The sequence below is a fragment of the Parafrankia soli genome (assembly GCF_001854695.1).
In the GTDB taxonomy this organism is placed as follows: domain Bacteria; phylum Actinomycetota; class Actinomycetes; order Frankiales; family Frankiaceae; genus Parafrankia; species Parafrankia soli.
The window spans coordinates 1-23,286 of record NZ_MAXA01000228.1; the positions used below are offsets into that span (position 1 = coordinate 1).

General features: G+C 74.1%; 13 protein-coding genes. 8 read left to right on the forward strand and 5 right to left on the reverse strand.

Annotated features, from left to right (window positions below):
• The first annotated feature begins 65 nt into the window (after positions 1–65).
• The gene (locus BBK14_RS22110) at positions 66–1,931 is read left to right on the forward strand and encodes a helix-turn-helix domain-containing protein (RefSeq protein ID WP_241831747.1); all 1,866 of its coding nucleotides are present in this window, start codon (positions 66–68) and stop codon (positions 1,929–1,931) included.
• 66 nt (positions 1,932–1,997) lie between these two features.
• Here the strand turns inward: BBK14_RS22110 and BBK14_RS22115 are convergent, their stop codons facing one another.
• Entirely contained in the window at positions 1,998–4,637 is a 2,640-nt protein-coding gene (locus tag BBK14_RS22115; protein WP_071065172.1) for an Hsp70 family protein, read from the reverse strand.
• Positions 4,638–4,651: 14 nt separating this feature from the next.
• Positions 4,652–6,106: a COG1470 family protein gene (locus BBK14_RS22120; RefSeq protein WP_071065173.1), complete on the reverse strand. Its 1,455-nt coding sequence runs from the start codon at positions 6,104–6,106 to the stop codon at positions 4,652–4,654.
• Positions 6,107–6,351: 245 nt separating this feature from the next.
• On the opposite strand from BBK14_RS22120, the gene BBK14_RS22125 reads away from it, so the two are divergent.
• The 4 genes from BBK14_RS22125 to BBK14_RS22140 all read left to right on the forward strand — a co-directional run bounded on the left by BBK14_RS22125 (position 6,352) and on the right by BBK14_RS22140 (position 14,041).
• Positions 6,352–7,329 (forward strand): AAA family ATPase, encoded by a 978-nt coding sequence (locus BBK14_RS22125; protein ID WP_071065175.1) that lies wholly within the window; start codon positions 6,352–6,354, stop codon positions 7,327–7,329.
• Positions 7,330–7,415: 86 nt separating this feature from the next.
• The gene (locus BBK14_RS22130) at positions 7,416–8,558 is read left to right on the forward strand and encodes a DUF58 domain-containing protein (protein ID WP_071065176.1); all 1,143 of its coding nucleotides are present in this window, start codon (positions 7,416–7,418) and stop codon (positions 8,556–8,558) included.
• Positions 8,559–8,965: 407 nt separating this feature from the next.
• Positions 8,966–11,251: a transglutaminase TgpA family protein gene (locus BBK14_RS22135; RefSeq protein WP_241831748.1), complete on the forward strand. Its 2,286-nt coding sequence runs from the start codon at positions 8,966–8,968 to the stop codon at positions 11,249–11,251.
• 42 nt (positions 11,252–11,293) lie between these two features.
• Positions 11,294–14,041: a PKD domain-containing protein gene (locus BBK14_RS22140; protein ID WP_131802384.1), complete on the forward strand. Its 2,748-nt coding sequence runs from the start codon at positions 11,294–11,296 to the stop codon at positions 14,039–14,041.
• Positions 14,042–14,048: 7 nt separating this feature from the next.
• Here BBK14_RS22140 and BBK14_RS22145 read toward each other — a convergent pair whose 3' ends face one another.
• Together BBK14_RS22145 and BBK14_RS22150 are read right to left on the reverse strand one after the other, a co-directional pair.
• Positions 14,049–15,644, reverse strand: coding sequence for a dynamin family protein (locus tag BBK14_RS22145; RefSeq protein WP_083391165.1), 1,596 nt, complete (start codon positions 15,642–15,644; stop codon positions 14,049–14,051).
• On the reverse strand, positions 15,641–17,476 hold the full coding sequence (locus BBK14_RS22150) for a dynamin family protein (protein ID WP_241831749.1): 1,836 nt from the start codon (positions 17,474–17,476) through the stop codon (positions 15,641–15,643). The genes BBK14_RS22145 and BBK14_RS22150 overlap by 4 nt, the downstream gene beginning before the upstream one ends.
• A 266-nt stretch (positions 17,477–17,742) precedes the next feature.
• Here BBK14_RS22150 and BBK14_RS22155 point away from each other — a divergent pair, with 266 nt between their 5' ends.
• On the forward strand, positions 17,743–18,534 hold the full coding sequence (locus tag BBK14_RS22155; protein WP_071065180.1) for a response regulator transcription factor: 792 nt from the start codon (positions 17,743–17,745) through the stop codon (positions 18,532–18,534).
• Between the two features lie 41 nt (positions 18,535–18,575).
• Here the strand turns inward: BBK14_RS22155 and BBK14_RS22160 are convergent, their stop codons facing one another.
• Positions 18,576–20,069, reverse strand: a complete 1,494-nt coding sequence (locus tag BBK14_RS22160) for an NlpC/P60 family protein (protein ID WP_071065181.1) — start codon at positions 20,067–20,069, stop codon at positions 18,576–18,578.
• Positions 20,070–20,226: 157 nt separating this feature from the next.
• Between BBK14_RS22160 and BBK14_RS22165 the strand changes: the two genes are divergently transcribed.
• Together BBK14_RS22165 and BBK14_RS22170 are read left to right on the forward strand one after the other, a co-directional pair.
• Positions 20,227–20,877 carry a Pvc16 family protein gene (locus BBK14_RS22165; protein WP_241831750.1) on the forward strand — a complete coding sequence of 217 codons (651 nt, stop codon included), beginning with the start codon at positions 20,227–20,229 and terminating at the stop codon, positions 20,875–20,877.
• Positions 20,878–20,880: 3 nt separating this feature from the next.
• On the forward strand, positions 20,881–23,232 hold the full coding sequence (locus BBK14_RS22170) for an ATP-binding protein (protein WP_071065182.1): 2,352 nt from the start codon (positions 20,881–20,883) through the stop codon (positions 23,230–23,232).
• The last annotated feature ends 54 nt before the right edge of the window (positions 23,233–23,286 follow it).

Consider the following 23,286-nt stretch of genomic DNA (forward strand, 5'->3'; position numbering starts at 1 on the left):
GAGGAAGACGGCCGCACACGGCATGATCCAGCCGCGACACGCTCCCGACGACGACCCCACCCGGCGTGTCGGCTCAATTAACCAGCAGGGTCACCCACGGCCTGCTGGCCGAGGGGCTGGCGGACCTTCTCGACCCGGTCGAGCGGCGCGAGATCCACCGGCGAGCCGCCATCACGTTGCAGGTGCGACCGTCGGCCTTACCCGGGCTCGCAGCCGCGGTCGCCGGTCACTGGCGCCGTGCTGGCGGCGACGAGCAGGCACAGCGCTGCGCGGCCCGGTGGGCCAGGCAGGCCGCTGTCGAGGCAGTCCAAGCATTGGCCTACGACGAGGCGGCCACGCACCTGCTCACTGCGGTAGCGGCGCTGCGGCAGGCTGGCGCCGGTGAGGCGGAACTCGCGCAGACGACATTGGAGCTGGCGCGCGCCTACTACCTGGCCGGAGCGCTGACCGAAGCGCTCCGGCAATGCGAACAAACCGCTGCGGCAGCGCAGCGGGCAGGCAGGGACGACCTGGTGGCCGCGGCGGCGCTGGTGGTGCGTTGGGTGACCTTCCCTCAAGCCATCGAGACGATCTCTCGGCTGTGCCGGACGGCGCTCGCCGCACCGCAGCCGGCCGCACTGCGGGCACAACTGCTGTCCCAACTCGCCACGATCCTGGGCGAGGCCGGATCCACGGAGGCGGCCCACCGGCACGTCGACGAGGCGATGGAGCTCGCGCAGGCGAGCGGCGACGCCCAGGCGTTGCTGGATGCCGCCCGCGCCCGGGAGATGTCGCTGGCCGGTCCGGACGACGCGGAGGAACGGCTGCGGCTGGCCGCGACCGCCGTCGAGCAGGCCGATCGGCTCAGCCAGCCGCTGGCTGCCGTACTCGGGCAGCAATGGCGGATCAGGGCCGCCTACCAGCTCGGTCGCCTCGACGTCGTGGACGAGGCGATGGCCGCCGTCGCGATGCTGGCTGACCGCAGCAGCCTCCCGCTGGCGAGCTGGCATCGGTTGCGCGGCGCGGCGGCCCGAGCCGCGCTGGAAGGCAGGTTCGCCGCCGCGCGGTCGGCCAACCTCCAGGCCCACCGACTAGGCTCGCGGGCCGGAGACGCGCAGGCGACCGGCCTGAGCTACGCCTTCGCCGCCCACCTGGCCATGCTGCGAGGGGACGCCGCCGAACTCCCGGACGACTTCTGGCCGATGCTGGAAGCAGTCCCGCCGTCGCCGCTGATCACGGTGTTCCGCGCCAACACTCTCCAACTCGAGGGCCGCCGCGAGGCAGCGAAGGCATACTACGAGCAGCTGCGCCAGATGCTCGACGACCCGGTCGTCGATCTCCGCTGGGGCGGGCTACTGATGCAGCTGATCGACCTGGTCGAGGCATTCGGCGACCCTCCGGCAGCGGAGGTTCTCGCCACCCACCTGAAGCCCTACGCCGCGTACTCAGGGGCGGTCGGAACACCGACGGTCTTCTTCGTTGGCTGTATGCAGGGCCACTACGGGCGCGCGCTGGGCCACGCGGGAGAGCTGCACGACGCCAAGGCGGCGCTGCGGACGGCGATCACGCGTGACGCCGCGCTCGGCGCGCGCCCCCACATCGTGCTCAACCAGCTGGCCCTCGCCGACGTGCTGCGCCGCCTCGACGACCCCGACGCCGCCGTGACCCTCGCCGCCGCGGCCGCGGCCGAGGCTCGCCGGCTGGACATGCCCGGGCCGCTGGCCCGCGCCGACCGGCTGCTCGCCGACCTGGCGGCCGCCCGCCGAGAGACCGACCCACTGACTGCCCGCGAGCACGAGGTGGCCGCGCTCGTCGTCCAGGCCATGTCCAACCGGGAGATCGCGGCGCGGCTGGTGCTCAGCGAGCGCACCATCGAAAGCCACGTCCGCTCGATCCTCGCCAAACTCGGCTGCACCAACCGGACCGAACTGGTCGCACGCTGGCGGCCCTGAAGAACAGGACGTACAACTTGCTCAGTAGGACGGTGTCGACGGTGAACCCCGTCGCTCGTGACACCGTCAGCGCGGCTGGTCGAGGGTGACGGACCAGGAGGCCGCGGCGGGTCCGTCCGTGCCGTCGATGCTGCCGGCAGCGACCAGCGTGCCCGCCACGGCCACCCCGGCGATGTCGATCCCGGTTCCCGACTGGCCCGTCGCGGTCAGCGCGTCCTGGGGTGCCCACGAGCGGCCGGTCGCATCCGCCACCCAGATTTGTTGCTGCCGCCCGCCGGCGTGCGGGACCGACCCGGCCCCGACCAGCCGGCCGTCCGGCAGTATGGCAAGCCCGGCCACCTCGGCGTCGAGCGGCAGGTCGGTCTCCACCCCGGTCCAACTCGACCCGTCCGCCGATTGCCGGACGCGTGCGACGGTGCCGGCGCCCTCCGGTTCCTGCCCCGTGGCAAGCAGGCCGCCACCGGCCAGGGAGACGACCCGATGCAGGGTCTGCGTGCCGAGCCCGTCTGCCCCGGAGATGTCGACCCGCTGCCAGTCGCTGCCGTCCGCCGACGTCCACACCGCGCCGTCGCCCTCAGGGTCCGAACCGTCGTCCTGACCCACGGCAAGCAGCCCGCCGGCACGGGCGACGACGTCACGCATGCTCGACGACGCGGCCCCGCCCACGGACCCGGCCCGCCAGGCCTGCCCGTCGTCCGAGACCCAGACTGCGGCGCTGGTGGTATCCCCGGAACCAACCCAGCCGACCGCCACCAGGCGTCCCCCGGTGGAGGCCAAGCCGCTCATCGTGCCCACGGTCGCGCCGGCCGGCAGTGGCACCGCGGCCAGCCGCCAGGTCGTCCCGTCGCCGGTCCACCATGCGGATGGCGTGCGCCCAGCGGGGTCTGGCGATCCGGTGGCGCCGACGGCCACCAGCCCGCCACCAGGTCGAACGGCGACGGCGAGGGCGGCGCCCACCGAGCCACCGCCACTCCCGCCGGCCGGTAGCGGAGCGCCGGCCAGCCGGGCCACTCGGGCGGTTGCCGCCGCGGTGCTGGCCACGCCTGGCGCCGTCGTGCGGGGCGGGGGCTCCGGTCCGGCCGAGCCGCCGCCGAGGCCGAGCAGGACGCCGATCGCTGCGGCGGCGAGCACCGCGACAACCGCGACCGCCCCCAGCACGGCCGCGGTGCGGCGGCCGGCCTGCCGGTAGGACGCGTCGCCGGCGGTCCGGACGACGAGGGGGACGTCGCGGTCGGCCAGCCGGACCGCGCGCGTCGGCATGACCGCGGGGCGCAGCGGCTGGTCGGACGGTTCGGCCAGGCCGGCGCCGGCCAGGTCGACGTCGAGCCGGACCTGTTCCTCCGAGCGGGCGCCGCCGGGCGGACCGGCCGGTGCCGGCGCCACCAGGTCGGCGGCGCGGCGGGCGGCGGTCGCCTCGACCGGTTCCGGCACGCGCCGCGGAACGTCGGTCGGCTCATCCCCCGGGCCACCGGTCGGAACCCCCGCGGACGTGCCGTCCGGCCACGGCGCGGGCTGCGGAGCGCCGGGCCGCGGCGCCGGCGCGTCGGCCGGCCGGGGCGACGGTGGCGTGCCCACCGGCGGGGCGGTCCACGGTGCGGGACCGGCGGCGGTCCCTGGGGCCGCCGCCCCGAGCGCCCCGGTGGCCACCCGGGGGCCGGCGGCGATCGCCGCACCGAGACAGACCGCGAGCTTCGGATGCGTGTCGACGGCAACCGGCACCCGCAGGTCGTCCTCGATCATGCGGGCGATCAGCGGGATCCGGCTGGAACCGCCGACCAGCAGGACGCGCGCGAGGTCCGACACCTCCACGCCGGCGGCGCGGACGGTCCGGCGGAAGGCGTCCACGGTGCGTAGGACCAGGATGCGCACCGCGTCCTCGAGATCGTCACGGGTGATCCGGACGACCTTGTTGCAGCCGGGCAGTATGACCGGGATCTCCGCCTGGAGGTCCTGCGACAGGGTCTCCTTGGCGGTGACCGCGGCGGCGAGGACGGCCGCGAGCGCCCGCGCGGTCGCCGGGTCGGAGGTGTCCTGCTCGTGCCAGGACGGGCCGACCGCCCGCGCGATGTGGTCGACGACCGCCTGGTCGACGTCCACCCCGCCGATCTCGTCGTCGCCGCCGGGATCGCCGCACAACTCGAATCCGCCGGCGGTCTTGCGCAGCACGGTCGCGTCGAAGGTCCCGCCGCCGAGGTCATAGATGCCGAGCAGGGCGCCCGGCTCGAGCCTTTCCTGGGCCGCGTAGTACATCGCCGCGGCGGTCGGCTCGGCCACCAGGCCCACCTGGCCGAGCCCGGCCAGGCCGGCGGCGTCCTCCATCAGCCCCCTGCGGTGGTCGGACCAGGTGGCCGGGCAGGTCAGCATGACGTAGCCGGGGGCCTCCGACTCGCGTTCGGTCACCTTCCCGACCACGAAGCGGATCATGTCGGCGAACAGTTCGGTGGCGGTCACCCAGGTGTCGCCGAGCAGGACGGGCACGTCGTCGCCGAACCGCCGCTTGAACTCGCGGGCGACCCGGGACGGCTCGGTCACCGCCCGCTGCTCGGCTGCCTCCCCGACCAGCATCACGCCGTCGTCCCGCAGGAACAGCACGCTGGGGACCGCGGTGGAGTGCGTGCCAAGCCCGAACGCCTCGGCCCGGCCGTCCCGCCAGATGGCACCGGCGGTGAACGTCGTGCCGACGTCTATGCCGAGCGCGTAGGCCATGGATGTCCCCCCGCTCAGTTGTTCTGCGCCACGCAGATGGCCTTCACGGTGCTGAGCTTGTCGCTCATGTCGGTGCAGAACTTCCCGGCGTCCTCGATCGTGACGAAGCGGTCCGCGTAGATCACGAGGAAGCCCGGATACTGGGCGGAGAGCCGGGTCGACTTGTCGGCGTCGGCGAGGACGACGTCGACGCCGAGCGCCGAGCCGATCTCGCCGGCACGTTGTGCAGGTTTCTGCGCGTCGTTCGCGACCTGGTCGTCCTTGGCGAACACACTGAGGACGACGTAGGCGTCCCGCGGCTCCCGCGTGCCGGGACCGGGCTGCGGGTTCGGCGTCTCGGGCGTGGGTGTGGGGGACGTGGGCGTTGGTCCGGTCGGGGTGGGTCCGGTCGGCGTGGGCCCGGGACTCGGCTCCGGGGTGATCCCGGCAGGGGCGCAGGCGTGCGGGGACGGCTGCGAAGCCCCGGAGTCGTTGAACGCCACCAGTCGGAAGCAGGTCCRCTCGCCGCCCTTGAGCCCCGTGAAGTCGTAGGCGTTCAGCTGCCCGTCGACCCTCTTGGTGTCGAGCGCGACGTCCTCGTCCCCGACCAGCTTCTGGATTCCGTACTCCTTCGCCCCGGGGACCGTCGACCAGCTCAGGCGGACGACACCGCCGTCACCGGTCTCCGCGGAGAAGGTGGTCGGTGCCGGCGGTGCGGCCCCCGGCGCCGCCGTGTCGTCCTTCGGGCTCGACTGGCTCAGCAGGACTACGGCGGCGGCTCCGCCCACGAGGGCGAGGCCGGCGATCGTCGTCATCGCCCGGGACAGCACCGGGACGTGTTCGAAGGAGACATCCACGAAACCCTCGGCGACCGGCTCGTCGGGCGCGGTCTCCCGGGTGTAGGTCAGCCGCACCTGCTGCCGGGTCAGCGCACCGAGCAGCGCCGGCTTGGCGGCTCGCGCCTTCAGGAAGGCGTAACCGGATTCGCCCGGGGGGATCTCCAGCTCCACCGGGGCAAGCGCGAAACCGAGCGTCCGGCGTTCGTCGGAGGCGGACAGCCGCAGCCGGGCCGGTGCTGTGCCGCGGTTCTCGAAGCGCGCGGTCCAACGGCCGGACCACCGGCCGCGGGACACCGCTGGGGTGACTGACGCGACGATCTCGTGGATCGCCCCGACGGCGAGGTCCCCCTCGGCGATCGCGACGCTGTCCGGGTTCTCCCGGGAGACGCAGCGCAGCGCGAACGGCACGGTGCCCGCCGGGGTCGTCGGCCCCACCGGCGGCCGGAACAGGATCTGGACGGTGCTCTCCCCGCGACGGACCACCGAGATGGTGGGAGGGATGACCTCCGCCCAGGCGGCGGCCGGTCCGAGCACGTCGAGGGCGTACTGCTCGACGAGATCACCGGCGTTGCGCACGGTCGCGCTGGTCCGGGCGGTGTCCCCGGGACGGACCTGCAACCGCGTGTCCCGCAGGACGAGAACCGGATCCATCGCCTCCGCTCCCTAGCCCTGCTTCGCTCCGTACGGGGCGGCCCCATGCTCCGAACGCCCGTGTGCGGTGAACCTACGACCGCCGATGCGGCCGGCGTGACCGTGGGATGCGATCTGCCCGCTCGTACTCCCGGCCCGCCCGCTGGGGCGCGCTGGTCTGCCCTTTCGGGTCCGTTCTGGTCCAGGGAGGCAACATCCGGTGATTCCGGCTCTAGGGTTTCCGCCGTGACAACGCGGAGCACCTCATGACGTCGCCGGCGACCGCGCCCGAAGCCACCTGGTTCTGCGAGCGCTTCGAGACGCTGCAGAACAACATCGGGCGATTCATCCGGGGTAAGACGGAGGTCGTCCGGCTCGCGCTGATCTGCATGGCGGCGGAGGGGCACGTCCTCATCGACGACGTCCCGGGTGTCGGCAAGACATCCATCGCCAAGGCGATCGCGAACTCCATCGATGGCACCATGCGGCGGATCCAGTTCACCCCGGACCTGCTGCCCACCGACGTCACCGGGGTGCAGATCTGGAACAACGAGACCCGTGAGTTCGAATTCTCGCCRGGCGCGGTGTTCGGGAACGTCGTGCTCACCGACGAGATCAACCGCGCGTCGCCGAAGACCCAGTCCGCCCTGTTGGAGGTCATGGAGGAACGCCAGGTCACCATGGACAGCGTCTCCTTCGCGGTGCCCCGCCCGTTCATAGTGATCGCCACCCAGAACCCGGTGGAGCACGGCGGGACGTATGACCTCCCGGAGGCCCAGATCGACCGGTTCATGGCCCGGCTGCACGTCGGCTACCCGCGGCATGAGGCCGAGGTGGAGATCCTGGTGAACCGGGCGAACGGGATGTCGGCGGAGYCGCTCAGCCCGGTCGTGTCGATCGCGGACATGCAGCGGATGATCGAGATCGCGCGCCGAGTCCACCTGTCGCCCGCGCTGCTGAGCTACATCGTGACGATCACGGCCGCGACCCGCCGGATGCCCGAGTTGCGGCTCGGGGTGAGCCCGCGGGGCGGGCTGGCCCTGACCCAGGCGGCCCAGGCGAAGGCGGCCGCGGACGGCCGGGCGTTCGTCACCCCGGACGATGTCAAGGCGCTCGCGCCGTACGTCCTGGCGCACCGGATGATCCTGCGTCCGGAGGCGGAGCTGTCCGGCGCCACCGCCGAGAGCCTGCTCGGTACGATCACCGCATCGGTGCCGGTGCCGGACCAGCGCGCCTCCTATTAGCCACCAGATCCACTGAATTCGTTACGTCCGCTGAGTTGCTGAATTCGTTCAACTACCAGGTCTGCTGAAGCCGGGGGGCGGCTGCCTTGATCACGAAGTCCGGGATCGCCATGGCGGTCGCGACGGTCGTGCTCGTCGTGGCCGGCGCCGTGCTGGACTATCCGGAGTTGCTCGCGCTCGGCTTGGCGGCCGGCGTCGCCCTGCTGTTCGCGGCCGGCTGGATGCTGGTCACCCCGGATGTCACCCTCTCCCGGGAGATCCACCCGCCGCGGGTCTTCGAGGGGGACGGCGCCCGCGCCCTGATCGCGGTGACGAATGCGGCCCGGCGGCGCAGCCCGCCCATCCTCGCCGCCGAGTCGGTGGGCGATCGCACGGTCGCGGTGGCCCTGCCGAGCCTGGCACCGGGCAGCCGTTTCTCGGCAACCTACCCGCTGCCGACCGACCGGCGCGGCGTCTTCGAGGTCGGGCCGCTGGTCGTGGGCCACAGCGACCCGCTGCGGCTGTTGCACGTGGGGCGGGCTTTCCCGTCCCGGTCGATGCTGCGGGTGCACCCGCGGATCCATCCGGTGGGCCCCCTGCCGACCGGTGGTTCGCCCGATATGGACGGCCCGACCAGCGCGACCGCGCCGCAGGGCGGGGTGGCGTTCCACAGCCTGCGCGAGTACGTGCGCGGCGACGACCTGCGGCTGATCCACTGGCGGTCGACCGCGCGCAGTGGACGAATGATGGTGCGCCACAACGTGGTGCCGAACGAACCCCGGATGATGGTCGTGTTGGACACCAGCGAGTCGCCGTACCAGGGCGACTACTTCGAGGACGCGGTCCGGGTCGCCGCATCGCTGGCGGTGTCCGGCTGCCAGCGCGGCTTCCCGGTCGAGTTGCACACCACCGGTGGGACGCGGGTGGTCGCCGAGAGCGGCCAGGACACCACCAGCGTCCTCGATGCCCTCGCCGGCGTCCGTCCCGGACCGGACGACCCCGGGCTCACGGCGCTGTTGCGCATGGTTCCGCGCGAGGAGGGCGCCGCGCTCGGCGTGGTGACGGGACAACCGCCGGGGGCGAAGATCTCCGTCATCTCGGCGGTTCGAGCCCGGTTCGCGATGGCGAGCCTGGTCTGCGTCGGGGAGGAGCACGGCCGTCCCGGGCCTCCCGTCCGCGGGGCGCTGGTGGTGAACGTCCGCACCAGCACGGACTTCGCGTCCGTGTGGAACGCGTCGGTGCGCCGATGACGACGGGTGCGAGGCCCGGCGGGCCGGGCGCGGCCGCGGGCGACTGGGACGGCGCCGGGGCCGACACGACGCAGCCGCTGCCGGTGTTCAGGCTCGATGGTCCGCCCCCACCTGGAGCAGTGCGCCCGCCGGCGCCGCCGGCCGGGGCAGGGCCGAGGCCGGGATCCATGCCGCCACCGGGCCCGGTGCCGCCGCCTCCGCCTGGGCCGGTGCAGCCGCCCGCCGTGTCGGTGCCCCCGCCGTCCGGTGCGGGTCCGCCGCCCGGGTCGGCGCCGGCGCCGCCGGCCCCGGATGGCCGGGCGGGCGGGCGGCCGGCGCGCCGGCGGATCCGCGCCGCGCCGGCGCCCACCCCCGTCCGAACGCCCGGGCCGCGATCGTTCCGACCCGGGCAGGTAGCCCTCGCCGCGGTGCTGGTCGCGCTGGTCGCGGTCGCCTTCGCCACCTTCTTCACCGGCGGCCCGACCGGGGGCGCGGGGGTCGTCCTGCTGCCGGCGGTGGTGTTGGCGTCCGCGCTCGGCTGCCTCGCCGGGGCCAGGCTGCGCGCCGGCTGGCTGGTCGGCCTGGTCGGCCTGATCGGTGCCCTGCTGTTCAGCGTGCTCGCGCTGTTCGCCGCCAGGTTCGGGGACGGGCTCTCGGCGCTGTCCTCCGAGTTCGGCTCGGCGGCGCGGGACGGCTGGGCGCGCATGCTCACCGTCGGGCTGCCCGCGCACCCCGACGCAGACCTGTTGCTCATCCCGGTGTTGGCGCTGTGGCTTGCGGCGTTTGCCGCCGCCGTCCTCACGGTGCGCACCGATTCGGTGCTCGCGCCCGTGCTTCCGGCGATCGTCGGCTACGTCGTCGCGCTGCTGCTGGTCGCGGCCCGGGGCCGGTCACTGCTCGTCCTCACCGGCCTGATCGCCCTCCTTGCGCTGGTGCTCGCGGTTGTCCGGGCGTCCCGGCTGGCAGCCGAAGGGCAGCTCTCCGCGGTGGCGGTGAGCCCGGAGGCGGCGCCCGCGACCCAGCCCGACGCCGGGCGGGCCGACGCGGGTGGGACCAGCGACACCCGTGGCGGCGGAGCGGGCGGGCCGGCGCGGCCCCGGATGGGTGCGGGTCGGCTCGCGCTCGGCCTGCCGGTCGCGGCTGTGACCGCGCTGCTCGGCACGATCGGCGCGGCGTTCCTGCCGATCGCCGACGGCACGGACCGGTTCGATCCCCGCGACCACCGGCATCCCCCGGTCGAGATCTCCACCTCGCTCAACCCGTTGGTGCAGGTGAAGGCCGCGCACAAGGCGACGGCGGCGCGGAACCTGTTCACGGTGCAACTGTCCGCGGTCGGCGGCAAGGTCGCGACCGACCGGCTGCGCACCGTCACGCTGGCCGACTTCGACGGTGCCAGCTGGCGCGAGGACGGCACCTTCGTCCGCAGCGGAAGCACGCTGCCGGACGGCGACGGCCTGGCGCCCGCGGTCGGCAACGAGACCCGCATGGAGGTGACCGTCGACACGGCGAGCGGTCCGTTCCTGCCGTCCCTCGGGCGGCCGGTGCGCATCTCCGGCGCCAGTCTCGACTACGCGTTCCAGCCCGACGCCGGTGTGCTCGCCGTCGCCGCTCCGGCCCGGACCGGCGACCACTACGTCCTCACCGCGCGCGTGCCCGGCCCCACCGACCAGCAGGTCCGCGGCGCCGTGCCCGCCTCCGGCCCGGCCGCCGCGCGGTACCTCGAGCTGCCGCCGGGCATGCCGGCGGAGCTGCAGGACCTGGCGTCGCAGGTGATGGGCGGGAAGTCGAGCCCGTACGAGAAGCTCACCGCTCTGGAGGACTTCCTGCGGGACCAGGCCAACTACCCGGTGGACCTGAACGCCCGTCCCGGCCACTCGTACGGTGCGTTGAAGCGGTTCCTGACCGGCTCCAAGGCCGACAACCGTGGCTACGTCGAGCAGTTCGCGGCAGCGTTCGCGCTGCTCGCCCGGGCCGAGGAGTTCCCGAGCCGGGTTGCCGTCGGATACCTGCTCGACAGCCGTTCCTCGTCGGCGCCCGGCAGGTTCACGGTGACGTCGAAGCAGGCGTTCGCCTGGCCGGAGGTGGCCCTCGACGGTATCGGCTGGGTCGCCTTCGACCCGACCGATATCAGCAAGCTCGGCGCCACGCCGCCGGCACCCAGCGACGACCGGACGCCCGGTGGCGAGGGAGCTGCCCCGCAGGCGCAGACCGTCCCTCCCATCGTCAAACCGGAACTGGACCGGGCGGCCCAGACCGGCGGCGGTGGCGCTGGCGGCGCCCGGAACACCCTGTTGCTCGCGCTGCTGGCGGTCGTTGCCGCGGCGGTCGCCGTCCCGGTCGGGATCGTCGGCGAGAAGGCGCGCCGCCGCCGGCGCCGCCGCGCCGGTACGGCGGCGGCGCAGATCGGCGGCGCCTGGCGGGAGGTCCGGGACCGGCTGTCCGAACGGGGGGTGGGCCGTTCGCGCGCCCTCACCGCGGACGAGGTCGTCGCACGCACCCGGGCACTGCGCGGCGATGCTGCCGGTGAGCGGGTGGGCAGTCTCGCGCCGGTGGTGAGCAGCGCGCTGTTCGCGGCGGCGGAGCCGGGCGAAGCCGAGGCACGGCACGCCTGGGAGCTGGCAGCGGCCGTCAGACAGGAACTCCACCGGTCCGACAGCCTGCGGCGGCGGGTCGTCGCCGCGGTCGACCCGCGTCCATTGCTGCCGGGGAGATGACGCGGAGATGATGTGTGGACACGGCACGGACGCGGAGATGACATGACGGCGAGGGCTGGGCAGGCGAGGGCTGGGCAGTCGGGGCGGGCCCCGGACGCGGGCGGGCCGCGCCGCCGGATCCGCCCGACGGCACTGCTCGCCTGGGTGGCCCTCGCCGGTCTGCTGCTCACCGGAGGTGCCGTGGCGGTCCTGGCGAAGGGCCCGTCGGCCCGTTCGCTGACGCTGGACGACGGCTCCGCCTGGCTGGTGTCGTCCGCTGTCGGCCAGGCGGCGTTGGTGGATGGCGCGTCCGCGCAGGTCGTGACGCAGGTCGGGGTGGGCCGGGGGAACCTGTCCGCGGGGCAGTGGGAAGCGGACGTGTTCGTCGCGAACAGTTCGTCGGGCAGCGTTGTCAAGATCGACGGGGCGACCTTCATGGCGTCGAAGCCGGCGAGGTTCGGTCAGTCTGATCAGCCGCTCTCCGTCTTTCCGGGGAAGCAGGCGGTGTACACGGTGAGTGAGACCGCGGGGACCGTGACCACTGCCGATCCGGCGACGTTGCAGGTCCGGGGGACACAGTCGCTGGGCGCCCGGGTGCGGTCCGGGGCCGCGCTGGTGGACGGGGACGGCCGGTTGTGGCTGCTCGACGGTGACAGCGGCGACCTGGTCCGGCTCGATCAGGGCGGCAAGCACACCCGGCCGAGGGCGGCCGACCCGGCGCGGTCGACGCTGGTGCTGGCGGGCGGCCGGGTGGTGGTGGTTGACGAGGCCGCCCGTTCGGTCTGGCCGGTGGAGGCGGACGGCACACCGCTGGCGGCGACCTGTCTGGATACCCGACAGGAGGACGACACGGTGGTGGTGACCGGTTCGCCGTCGGCCGCCCGGGTGTACGGGGCTTCGGGCAGGCGGGGGGTGGTGCTGGTCAGCGATCTGGCCTCGCAGACCTGCGACGCGGTGGTGGACCTCGGTGCGGCGGGCCATCGGCTGGGGCCGCCCCGCGAGGTGGCCAGCCGGCTGTTCGTTCCCGACTACACCTCCGGCCAGGTTCATGTCGTCGATCTCGCCAGGCGGGCGGTGCTCGCGCGTCCGGCGGTGCTGCCCGCCGAGACCCCGTTCGAGCTGCTGCCCAGCGGCGACTTCGTGTTCTACAACGACCCGGCGAGCGCGGAGGCCGGGGTGGTGCGGCTGAACGGCACCGCGGTGGAGACGCAGAAGATCCAGAAGTACAACCCGGACCAGCCGGGCGCGGGGCTGACCGGGACCGGGAACGGAGACGGGCCGTCCGGGTCGGGTCCGTCCACGCCGCCGACGTCGAAGCCGCCCACTCCGCCCACCTCGTCCCCCACCAAGCCCGCCACCCCCGACAGCGGAGCCGTCCAGATCCAGGTGTCGGCGACGAAGGTCGCCGTGGGTGAGACGGTCACCGTGCGGGTGGTGGCGAGCGGCGGTGCCCGGGTGAGCTCGGCGCGGTGGCGGTTCGGCGATGACGCCGAGGGCAGCGGGGTCGATGCGCGGCACAGCTGGTCGAAACCGGGGGAGTACACGGTCTCGGCGCAGGTCACACTCGCCGATGGACGGCGGGCGGTGCCGACGGCCACGATCACAGTGGTCGGCGAGATGCCACCGGCACCGCCGGAGAACAACCCACCGCCGCAGGACAACCAGCCGGGGCAGAACAACCAGCCGGGGCAGAACGGCGGTGGCGGGACCGACGACAGGGGTCCGACGGCCGCGTTGACCGTCAATCCAGCGACGGGCCCGGCGCCGCTGCAGGTGACGGCCGACGCCTCCGGATCGGCCCCGGGCGGGGCGCCGATCCAGGGGTACCGGTACGACTTCGGGGACGGGACGGCCGCGAGCGGTTCCTCCACGGCGACCCACACCTACGCCGACCCGGGGAGCTACAGCGTCCGGGTCACCGTGACCGATCGGAACGGCCGCACCAGCTCGCAGTCCGCCCAGGTGACCGTGGGCGCGCCGGCCACCGGGCCGACCGCGCGCCTGACGGTGACCCGTCCGGCGGGCGCCGGAGCGGCGCAGGTGACCGCCGACGCCTCCGGGTCCACCGAGGGCTCCGCCGACATCGCGAGCTACGCGTTCAACTTCACCGGCACCTTCCAGGCGGCCCAGACCGCGCCGACCGCGAACTTCACGTTCCCGGCCGCGGGCACCTACACGGTGACCGTACGGGTCACCGACACCGCCGGCCGGTCCTCGGAGGCGAGCGCCACATATACCGCGACCGCCCAGACGTACAACCTGCACATCCAGGTGAACGGCCCGGGCAGCGTCAGCGGAGCCCTCACATGCGGTTCCGGGCAGGCATGCGACGTGCCTGTGCAGGCCGGGGAGCAGGTGTCGCTGAACGCCGACGCCGACGGAAACGCGCGTTTCGTTGGTTGGTCCGGCGACAACTGCGGCAACGGCGGCATCGCCGGTACCGGCTGCTTCCTCACCATGGACCAGAATCGCAGCGTGACGGCGACCTTCGACGGCATGAACGCCACCATCTCCGGGATCAGTGCCACGCCGAACCAGGGCACGGCGACCTGCCCCGTGACGGTCACGTTCCAGGCGACGATTACGGCGGACGGGGCTGGCACCGTCCAATATCATTGGAGACGGAGTGACGGCGCGACCGACACGAACAACTCGTCGGTGACGTTCGGCGCTGCCGGCAGCCAACAGGTCACGACCACCTGGACGCTCTCGCCGACCGCCGGCACGACGTACTGGGAGCAGCTCGTGATCACCTCGCCGGAGGGCGTCATTCCCTCGGACCAGGCATCCTTCACCATCACCTGCGCCTGACAGCCGCTCACCCGCCGGTGCCGGCGGCGCGCAGCAGGCCCTCGCAGGTGCGGCGGACGACGGTGGCGGCCCGCCGGATGGGACGGGCCGCCAGCTTGTTCTCGGACAGGCGCCGGTAGGTGTCCAGGGCCTCCAGCACGGCCGCCCGCACCTCGTCCGGGCCGGCGCCGGGGGGCAGGCCGAGCCGGGGGTGCGCGCCGGTGCCGTTCGTGCCGAGCAGCCGCTCCATCTCCCTGCGGCGGTCCTCGCCGAGCGAGCCGACGTCGGCCACACCGGTACGCAGGTCGCCGAGCAGCCTCAGCTCGGCGAGCGCGTGCGCGCCGGCTTCGAGACGTTCCCGGCGGGCCCGCAGCGCCGCGACCGAGCGGTGCGGAAACTCGTCCAGCACGTCGTCCAGCACGCCCAGCGCATGCTGTGCCTTCAGCACGTCGGCCCGGTCGGTGAACTGGTCGCGCAGCAGCGCCCGCAGTTCGGGCAGGCCGCTGCGGGCGGCGAGCTCGGCGGCCAGCCCGGCCGGGTCGCGCGCATCCCCGAGCCGGACGAGCGCCACCGCCAGCCGCACGCCGGCCAGCCCGAGCCGGTCGAGCAGCAGCGCGCGCAGCGGTGCCGGGACGCCGGTGGCCGCCGCCGGGGAGGCGAACCGGTCGGCCGACAGCAGCAACTCGTCCGCCACCTCGGCCGGTTCCGCCGCCAGCACCAGGAACTGGGCGAGCTCGTCCGTCGTGAGCCGACTGCCCGCCTGGGCGAGCAGGCCTGCGACCGGGACGACGGTCTGCACCAGGGCGCGTACCCGGTCGTCCCGGCCGATGTCGGCGGCGGCGCGTCGGGCGAGGTCCACCGACTCGGTGCGGCCGGGCGCGACCTCGTCCGCCCGGGAGAGCACGCCGATGGCATGGGCGGGTGTCGCCTCGCCCACCCCGGTCCGGCGGAACGACTCCAGGAAGCCGACGTCCGAGGCGTGCAGGAAGCGCAGCAGGTAGAGCACGGCGTCGGCGCCGACCCCGATGCCTCCGGCGGCGGCATCGCCCGCCGCCTCGGCCGGGGCGGACGGCCCACGGGGCGACCGCCCCGGCGGGCGTCCGGCCTGCCACCCCGAGCCCGGCAGCAGGAAGCTTTCCGTGTGCCGGGAGAGCTCCTCCGACAGGGACGCGATGCCCGGCGTGTCGATGAGCGTCAGCCGCCGTAACCGCGGGCTCGGCAGCTCGACTCGCAGCGCCTCGACCTCGCCCTCCCCGTGGCCGGCCAGATCGACGTGGGTGCTGCCCGGTGTCCGGCGCAGCGCCACCTCGACCACTGATCCCTCCCGCAGATACGCCCAGGCGGCCTCCCGCTCGCCTTCCGTGTAGGCGGTCACGACACGGGTGCACTCGGTCGCGTCCGTCGCCGCCACCTGCTCGCCGACCAGGGCATTGAGCAGGGTGGACTTGCCGGCCTTCACCCGCCCGGCGATGGCCACCCGCAGCGGCCCGTCGACCCGGCCGAGCTCATGACGGAGCGGCGCCTCGGCGGGGGTGCCGCGGTAGGCGTCGACCGCGTCGGACAGCAGCGCGCGAACCTGTTCCCGCAGCCCGGCCTGCCCGGCTGGGTGGGCCGTGCCGGTCACGGCGCTACCCCGGTGCCGGCCGCCCCGGCCGTGCCCACCAGCGAGCGCAGCCGGGCGACCTCCGCCTCCACCGCCGCGAGCCGGGCCCGGCGCGACTCCCAGGTCGCCTTGATCGAGCGTGCCGAGGCCTCCTTGTTCCGCTGGGCGGAGGTGGACAGCTCGGCCGCCTGCTCGGTGAGGGTGTCGCGGAGATTGCGGTAGATCTGTTCGCGGGCGGTCGCCGAGTCCTGGGCGGCGACCCGGCGGGTCTCGGCGAGGTACTCGCGGGCGGTCTTCAGCGCGTTCGCCCGGTGGACGCGCACCTCGTTCTCCCGGATCGAGGCGATCGTCCGCCGGCCGAGGACGACCAGGACGCCGATGCCCACCGGCGCGAGCAGCACTGACGCCGTCGCGAACCCGGCGAGGGTGGCCACAGTTCCGCCCACGGAGACGATCATCAGTCCGATGCCGCCGCCGCGGGCCCCCTGGGCGAGCAGGTCCACGCCGCCGACCTGCTGGAACTCCGGGTCCTGCCCTTCGGCGAGGGTGCCGAGGGGCCGCTCGGTGGCCGCGTCCAGGAGTGCGCGCACCCGCCCCGAATCCGCCTCGAACTCCCGGGTGACGACGGTGACCAGGGCTTCCGCCTCGGACCGGATCATCATCCGGTGGGTCAGCAGGGCGTCGTTGGTCTGCCGGTACAGCCAGCCGCGCAGGTCGTCCCAGTCGCGCGCGGGCTCGCTCGTCTCGATCCGCCCGGCCACCGCCGATTCCAGGTTGCGCAGCCGGTTGTCGAGGTCGTCCCGCAACCGCGCGGTCATGTCCTGGGACCGGTCGCCCAGTGCTTGTCGCCAGGTGGCGGCGGCCTCGGTCATCCCCTTGGCGCGCTGCTCGGCCTCCTCGAGTCTGGCCCGTAGCTCCCGTGCCGCCGCCGGATCGGCGAGGGCCGCCCGTTCCGTCTCTAGTTCGGCGAGCATCTGCCCGAGGGCGTCCGCGGCCGCCTCCGCCGCGATCTTCTCCAGCCGGGCGCGTCGCCCACCGACGATGTCGTCCCGCAGGATGGCGGCGAGAGCCGGATACCCCGATTCGCCGTCCAGATCGGACCGGCCGGCTCGCAGCGCATGATGGCGCAGCGGGGCCGCCAGCGGGAAGATCGGCAGCTCCAGTCGCGAACGGCGCAGGTGGGCGAGGTTGGTGTCGCGGATGCGCCGCCAGTGCGGGTAGACGTCGACCTTGGCGAGAGCCAGCACGACCGCCGGGCATAGCCGCACCAGCCGGCGCAGCAGTTCGAGTTCGGGTGCGGTGAGCTCCTGGCTCGCGTCCGAGACGAACACCACCGCGTCCGCGCCGGCGGCGGCGCGCAGGGTGGCGGTGGCCCGGCCGTCGGCGAGCCCGCCGTTCAGGCCCGGCGTGTCGAGCAGCAGCAGGCCCGACTCCAACAACCGGCGCGGGATCCCGATCTCCGCCCCGGTCACCGTGGTGATGGACGCCCCCCGCCCCTCCGCGGCGGCCGCCTGGGTGACCTCGTGGAGAGCGGTGATGGTGACCGGCTCGTCGGTGGGATGGGTAGACGGCGGGACAGCGCTGTCGGCCGAGGCGTCCGAGGCGGGCGCGGCGCGCTGCAGCGTCGCCGTTGCCCGTGGCGCGTACCTGACGAGCGTGGGTACCAGCGTCGTGGCCACCGGGTCAGTGCCGCACACCCGCATGTCCAGCAGCGCGTTGATGAGCGTGCCCTTGCCCTTCTTGAACTCGCCGACCACGGCCACGAGGCAGGTCGACGTCTCCAGCCGCCCGCGTTCCCGGGCGAGCCGCGCCTGCAGGTCCGCCCGGCGGCGCCGGGCCGCCTCCGCCAGCACCGTGTCGAGCAGCCGGCTCGCCTCCGACGGGGGAGTCGCCGACGGGGGACCGCCGGTTGGCGGGCCGGCGGCCGGCGGAAATTGTGCGGACCTTGAATCGCCGCCCGGGGCCGTCATGAGTTTTTCTCGAGTGCCGCGTGACCGTGAGCCGGCCTTGAGAGCCATGTGCCATATGTGGTGCGCCCCGACGACCGAGCGAAGCGGGCGGGAACACCGGCGGAGCCTCCCGCACGCGGAGCGAAGCCGGCTGACGAGGAGGACATCCCATGCCCCATCCGGTCCGTGTGCTGGTCCGCACCAGCGACCCGATCACCCAGGCCGGCCTCGCCGCCCAACTGGGTGGCTGCCCCGACATCGAGATCGTCACCGAACCGTCCGCAGTGCCGGCAGTGCCGGCGGCGTCGTGGCGGGTTCCCGAACTGGCGGGGGCCGCCGCGGCATCCCCCGGCCGCCCCCTCGCGGACCGGCGAACGGCGACCGCGACCGCCGGCGCCATCGCCGGCTGGCGGCCCGAGCGGACCCCACCCACCGACCGGGCCGAGGGCGCGCCCGCCGTCGACGTGGCACTGGTCAGTGCGGAGGCGGTCGACGAGGACACCCTGCGTACCGTCCGCGAGATCCAGCAGGGTGGCGTGCCAGTCGTGCTGGTCGTCGCCGACCTCGACGGCCACGACCTGACGGCGGCCGTCGACGCGGGGGCCGTGGGCCTGCTGCGCCGTGCGAGCGCCACCCCGGAGACCGTGCTGACGGCGGTGCGTGGAGCAGCCGCGGGCGACGGCTACCTTCCGCCCGACCTGCTCGGTCCGCTGCTCAGGCAGGTCCGCCAGGTGTCCACCCAGGTGCTGGCCCCGCGTGGGCTCACCTTCTCGGGGCTGTCCGAGCGCGAGTTGGCGGTGCTCCGGCTGGTCAGCGAGGGGCTCGACACCCGGGAGATCGGCCGCCGGCTCTGTTACTCGGAGCGGACCGTCAAGAACGTGCTGCAGGATGTCACCCGACGGTTCGGGCTGCGCAACCGCTCCCACGCGGTGGCCTACGCCTTCCGGCACGGCCTGCTCTGAATCCGGGCGGGTCGCCCTGGTCCCCATCGCCGTCGCCGCCGTCAGAGGTGGGTGGTGCCATCGAGGTCGGTGCCGCCTGGGTGGAGGGCACCGAGGTCGGCTCCCGTCCCGGGGCCGGTGTCCGCGCCGTGCACCAGCGACCCCACGTCGTTCAGGTCGAGCGGGTCCATGCGGTTCAGGTGCTCCGCGCCGTCGGTTACCCCGTCGTGATCGCTGTCCGCCAGGGTCGAGTCGGTGCCGAGGACCCGCTCGAGCGCGTCGGCGAGCCCGTCGTCGTCGGTGTCGAGGCTGGCCGCCTCGCCGGTCGCCCCGTCCAGACGACCGGTGCCGGTGCTGTCCGCGTTCGTCGGGTCGAAGCCGGAGGCCAGATCGAGCGCGTCCGCCAGACCGTCGTGGTCGGTGTCCGCCGACATCACGTCCGAGTGCACGCGCAGCAGTTCGTAGGAGTCGGACAAGCCGTCGCTGTCGCTGTCCACCTCATGGGCGTTGCTGCCGAGCGACGCTTCCAGGGCGTCGGTGAGCCCGTCCGCGTCGCTGTCGGTAGCGTCAGCGGTCCCCCCGGCCCCGAGGCCGGTTCCGGGCCCGGCCGCGAACGCGCCCGCGCCGACCTCCCCGGACAGTCCGGGGAGGACGGCCGCCCGGTTGAGCCAGTTCTCCCGTCCGTCGAACACCCCGACGCCGAGGCGGGAGTTGCGGGCTTCGATCGTCCGCCCGTCCCCGAGGCTGATCGCGACGTGGCTGACGTAGCCGCTCGCGTCGGCGTGGAACAGCAGCGCGCCGGGCGTGCGCAGGGCCTCGTCGACGGAGACCTCCTGGCCCTCGGTGCGCAGGGCCTCGTACTGGTTCGCGGCGCCGTCGGGGATCTCGACGCCGGCCTGCGCCGCCGCCCACTGGGTCAGCTCCGAGCAGTCGAATGCGTCGGGGTCCGCGTCGTTCAGCTGCGCCTCGGCGCCGTACACGTAGCGGTCGCCGGCCTGAGCGAGCGCGGCGTCGAGGAAATGCCGGGTGGTCTCGCCGACCTGCGCGCCGCCCGGGCCGTTCCCGCCGGTGCCGGCCGAGTACGTCGAGTACCCGCTCGCCGCGAAGCCGGCCGTGTGGTCGCCCCCACCCCCACCCCCACCCCCGCCGGCGGCGACCGCGTGCCCGTAGCCCTCGGTCCCCGACCAGTTCCCCTGCGCGCCCGCGTCCCCGGCCTCGATCGCGGCCCGCTGCGCCTGCGCGCGGTAGTCCAGGTAGCGGGCATCCGCGCCGCCGTGGGTGACCGTCCAGGGGGAGATGTCCCGGCCCTGGCGGGAGACCTCGTAGGCCATCCGGGCGTTGACCGCGGGGTCAGAGGCGTCCAGGTGCGCCCATTGCTTGTGGGCGTTCATGTTGATCTGCCAGAGCCCGCGCGAGTCCTCGCCCCGGGTGGCGTGCGCCATCCCGTTGCCGCCCGACTCGGCCAGCGCGACGGCGGTCATCGTCACGGCCTGGTCCGAGGTGAAGCCGGCGGCCCGGGCGTAAGCGTAGATCTGAGCGGCGGTGTACGTCGCCATGATCGCGACAGTACTCGGTGGACCGGGGGCGGGGAACGGCCCGTCGCGCAGACGTTCCGCCCCCGGCTGGCTGCCCGATCGGGCAGCCAGCCGCGGCCGATAGCTTTCTTGTCGCGGCCCGCCCGGGATGCGACCGTTCAGAGCAATGATCCATGACGTGGACGCGACGCTGTCCGCACTGTTGAGCGCCGAGGGTGTCGCGAGCGACGACATGGAGGTGCTCTTCGACGCGCCCACCCGGGAGTGGGCGGCCCGGCGCAGCGGGCCGTGCATCGACGCTTTCCTCTACGACATCCGGGAGGACGTCGCCCGGCGCGAGATCGCGATGGAAGCGGTCCACGACGCCGACGGCAAGATAGTCTCCCGTCGGCCACCAGCGCGCCGGCTCCGGCTGTCCTACCTGCTCACCGCCTGGACCACCCGGCCGGAGGACGAGCACCGACTGCTGTCGGCCTTGCTGTCGGCCTTGCTGCGGTATGACGCGGTCCCCCGGGAGCACCTCCGCGGTGCGCTGGCCAACCAGCCCATCCCCGTGCTGTTGCAGTTGGCCCTGCCGACCGGGGGCGACCGCAGCATCACGGACGTGTGGAACGCGCTCGGCGGCGAGCTCAAGCCGTCGCTGGACCTCGTCGTGGTGGCGCCGTTCGACCCGGCCCGGGTAGAGCCGGTGGGACCGCTGGTGGCAGCGGATCCGCAGCTGCACGTGCGGAGCTCCGCCGTCGACCGCCGCCGGGCGGAGGAAGACGGGGGATCGTCAGGAGGGCCGCCGGACCGGCACGCCCCACGCCGCCGCATCCAGGAGATCTGAGCCGTGCCCGCCTCTCGGGACGCCTCGCTCGTCGATCTGCTCGGCCGGCTCGCCGTCGTAGAGGAGCGGGTACGGGCGGCCGTCGCCGCCCGGCGCGCCGTGGACAGCGAGCCCGACGACGCCTTCCGCGGCCTCTACCTGAGCGAGGAGCAGGTAAACGCGCTTCTCGGCCGGGCGGCATCGGGCGGCGCCTGGTCCCTCGGCGCACCCACCGTCCCGGCCGGGACGCCGCCTCCGGCGGATCCGGGCTCGGTGGGTCCGTCCGAGCTGTCCGTCGATGTGGATCGCGCCGCTGCCGTGGCCCTGTCCAGGGGGGAGTCGCTGCGGCTGCGCGACCTCGCCCGGCGGTGCGGCCTCACCGGGCTGGACGTCGACATCCTGCTGGTCGCGCTGGCGCCCGACCTGGACGCGCGGTTCGAGAAGCTGTACGGCTACCTGCAGGACGACGTGACCCGCCGGCGTGCCAGTCCGGGGCTGGCCCTCGAGCTGTGCGGGCGTTCCCCGCTGGACGCGGATGCCCGGGCACGGTGCACGCCGGACGGTCCCCTGGTCGGCGCTGGCCTGCTGATCGTGGAGGACGCCGAGCGGCCGTTCCTGAGCAGGTCGCTGAGAGTCCCCGACCGGGTGGCCGGCTACCTGCTCGGCGACGACCGGCCGGGCGCGGCACTCCGCGTGGTGCTCGCCGACGCGCCGGACGTCGGCGGCCCGCTGGTAGCGCTGCTCGCCCGTGCGTTCCGGTCCGGTCAGCCGACCGGGTCGCCCGGTTCGTCCGGGTGTGCCGATCCCGCCGGCTCGGCGGTGAGCCTGGTCTACCTGCGTGCTGCACCCGGTGCCGATGGGCTGGCCGTGGCGGCGTCCGCCTGTCGGAAGGCGGGCCGGCCCTTCGTCGGGCTCGACCTGGCCGCCGTCGCCGCGCGGCGACGGACCGGCGCGGGTGGAGCGGCGCCGGGGGACGGCGCGGGCTTCGGCGCCGACCATGCCGACCATGCCGGCCCCGCCCTCGACGTGAGCGGTGGTGTGTCGCTGGTCGTGCGGGAGGGGATCCGGGAGGCGAGGCTCACCGGCGCGGTGCTCATCATCGGTCCGGTGGAGGCGCTCGACGGGGATCCCCTCGCCGCCGTCGTCGCCGCTTCATCGGACGTCGGGCCGGTGCCGCCGGTGCGGACCGTGGTGCACGGCCGGCGGGCCTGGGAGCCGGGGACATCGGGGGACCCTTCACTGGTCGTCGACGTGGCGCCGCTCGGCGCGGCCGAGCTGGCGACGGTCTGGGCGGCGGAACTCGGAGCGGAGATGCCGGCCGAGCTGGCGGCGTTCCGGCTTACCCCGCGGCAGGTGCGGCGGGCGGTCGTCACCGCCCGCGCGTCGATGGTCGCCGACGGCGCTGCGCCCATGCCGGCGGCGCGGCCGCGGCTGGACCCTGTCTCGTTCCCGGCCGGTACGGCGCCGGGGCCGGCTTCAGGTGGTACGGCACCGGAGCCCGATCCGATCCGGTTGGCGTCGGCGGCGCGGCAGCAGAACGCGACCGGGCTGGAGCGGCTGGCCCGCCGCATCACCCCGGCGGTGGGCTGGGACGACCTGGTGCTGCCGCCGCGGACCCTCACCACCCTGCGACATCTTGCCGGGCGGGGGGCCCACCGCGGCCAGGTGCTGGACGACTGGGGCCTGCGGCGCGGCGGGGGCCGGGGCGAGGCGATCATCGCCCTTTTCGTCGGCGAGTCGGGTACCGGCAAGACGATGGCCGCCGAGGTGGTCGCCGGCGCGCTCGGCGTCGACCTGTACGTCATCGACCTGTCGACGGTCGTCGACAAGTACATCGGGGAGACCGAGAAGAACCTGGAGCGCATCTTCACCGGCGCCGAGGGGCTGAACGCGGTGCTGTTCTTCGACGAGGCCGACGCGCTGTTCGGCAAGCGATCGGAGGTCGGCGACGCGCGGGACCGGTACGCGAACGTGGAGGTCGCCTACCTGCTGCAGCGGATCGAGAGCTTCGACGGGGTGGCGATCCTGGCGACGAACCTGGCGGCGAACCTTGACGACGCGTTCCGCCGCCGGCTGTCGGTGGTCGCCGAGTTCGCCCGTCCGGACGTCGAGGCGCGGCTGGCGTTGTGGCGGCGGATGCTGCGCGGGGTCCCGCTGGCCGCCGACGTCGACCTCGAGTTCTGCGCGAAGGCGTTCGAGCTAGCCGGCGGCGACATCCGCAACGCCGCCGTCACGGCCGCCTACCTGGGCGCGGCCAACGGCCAGGTGGTGGACATGCGGGAGTTGGTGACCGCGATCGGCCTCGAATATCGCAAGCTCGGGCGCCTCTGCCTGGCTGACGAGTTCGGCCCCTACTTCGACCTGCTGCCGCGCTGAGTGCCGACGGGGCCGCGCCGGTTTCATGACCAGAGCCGATCGGCGTGTTCTCCG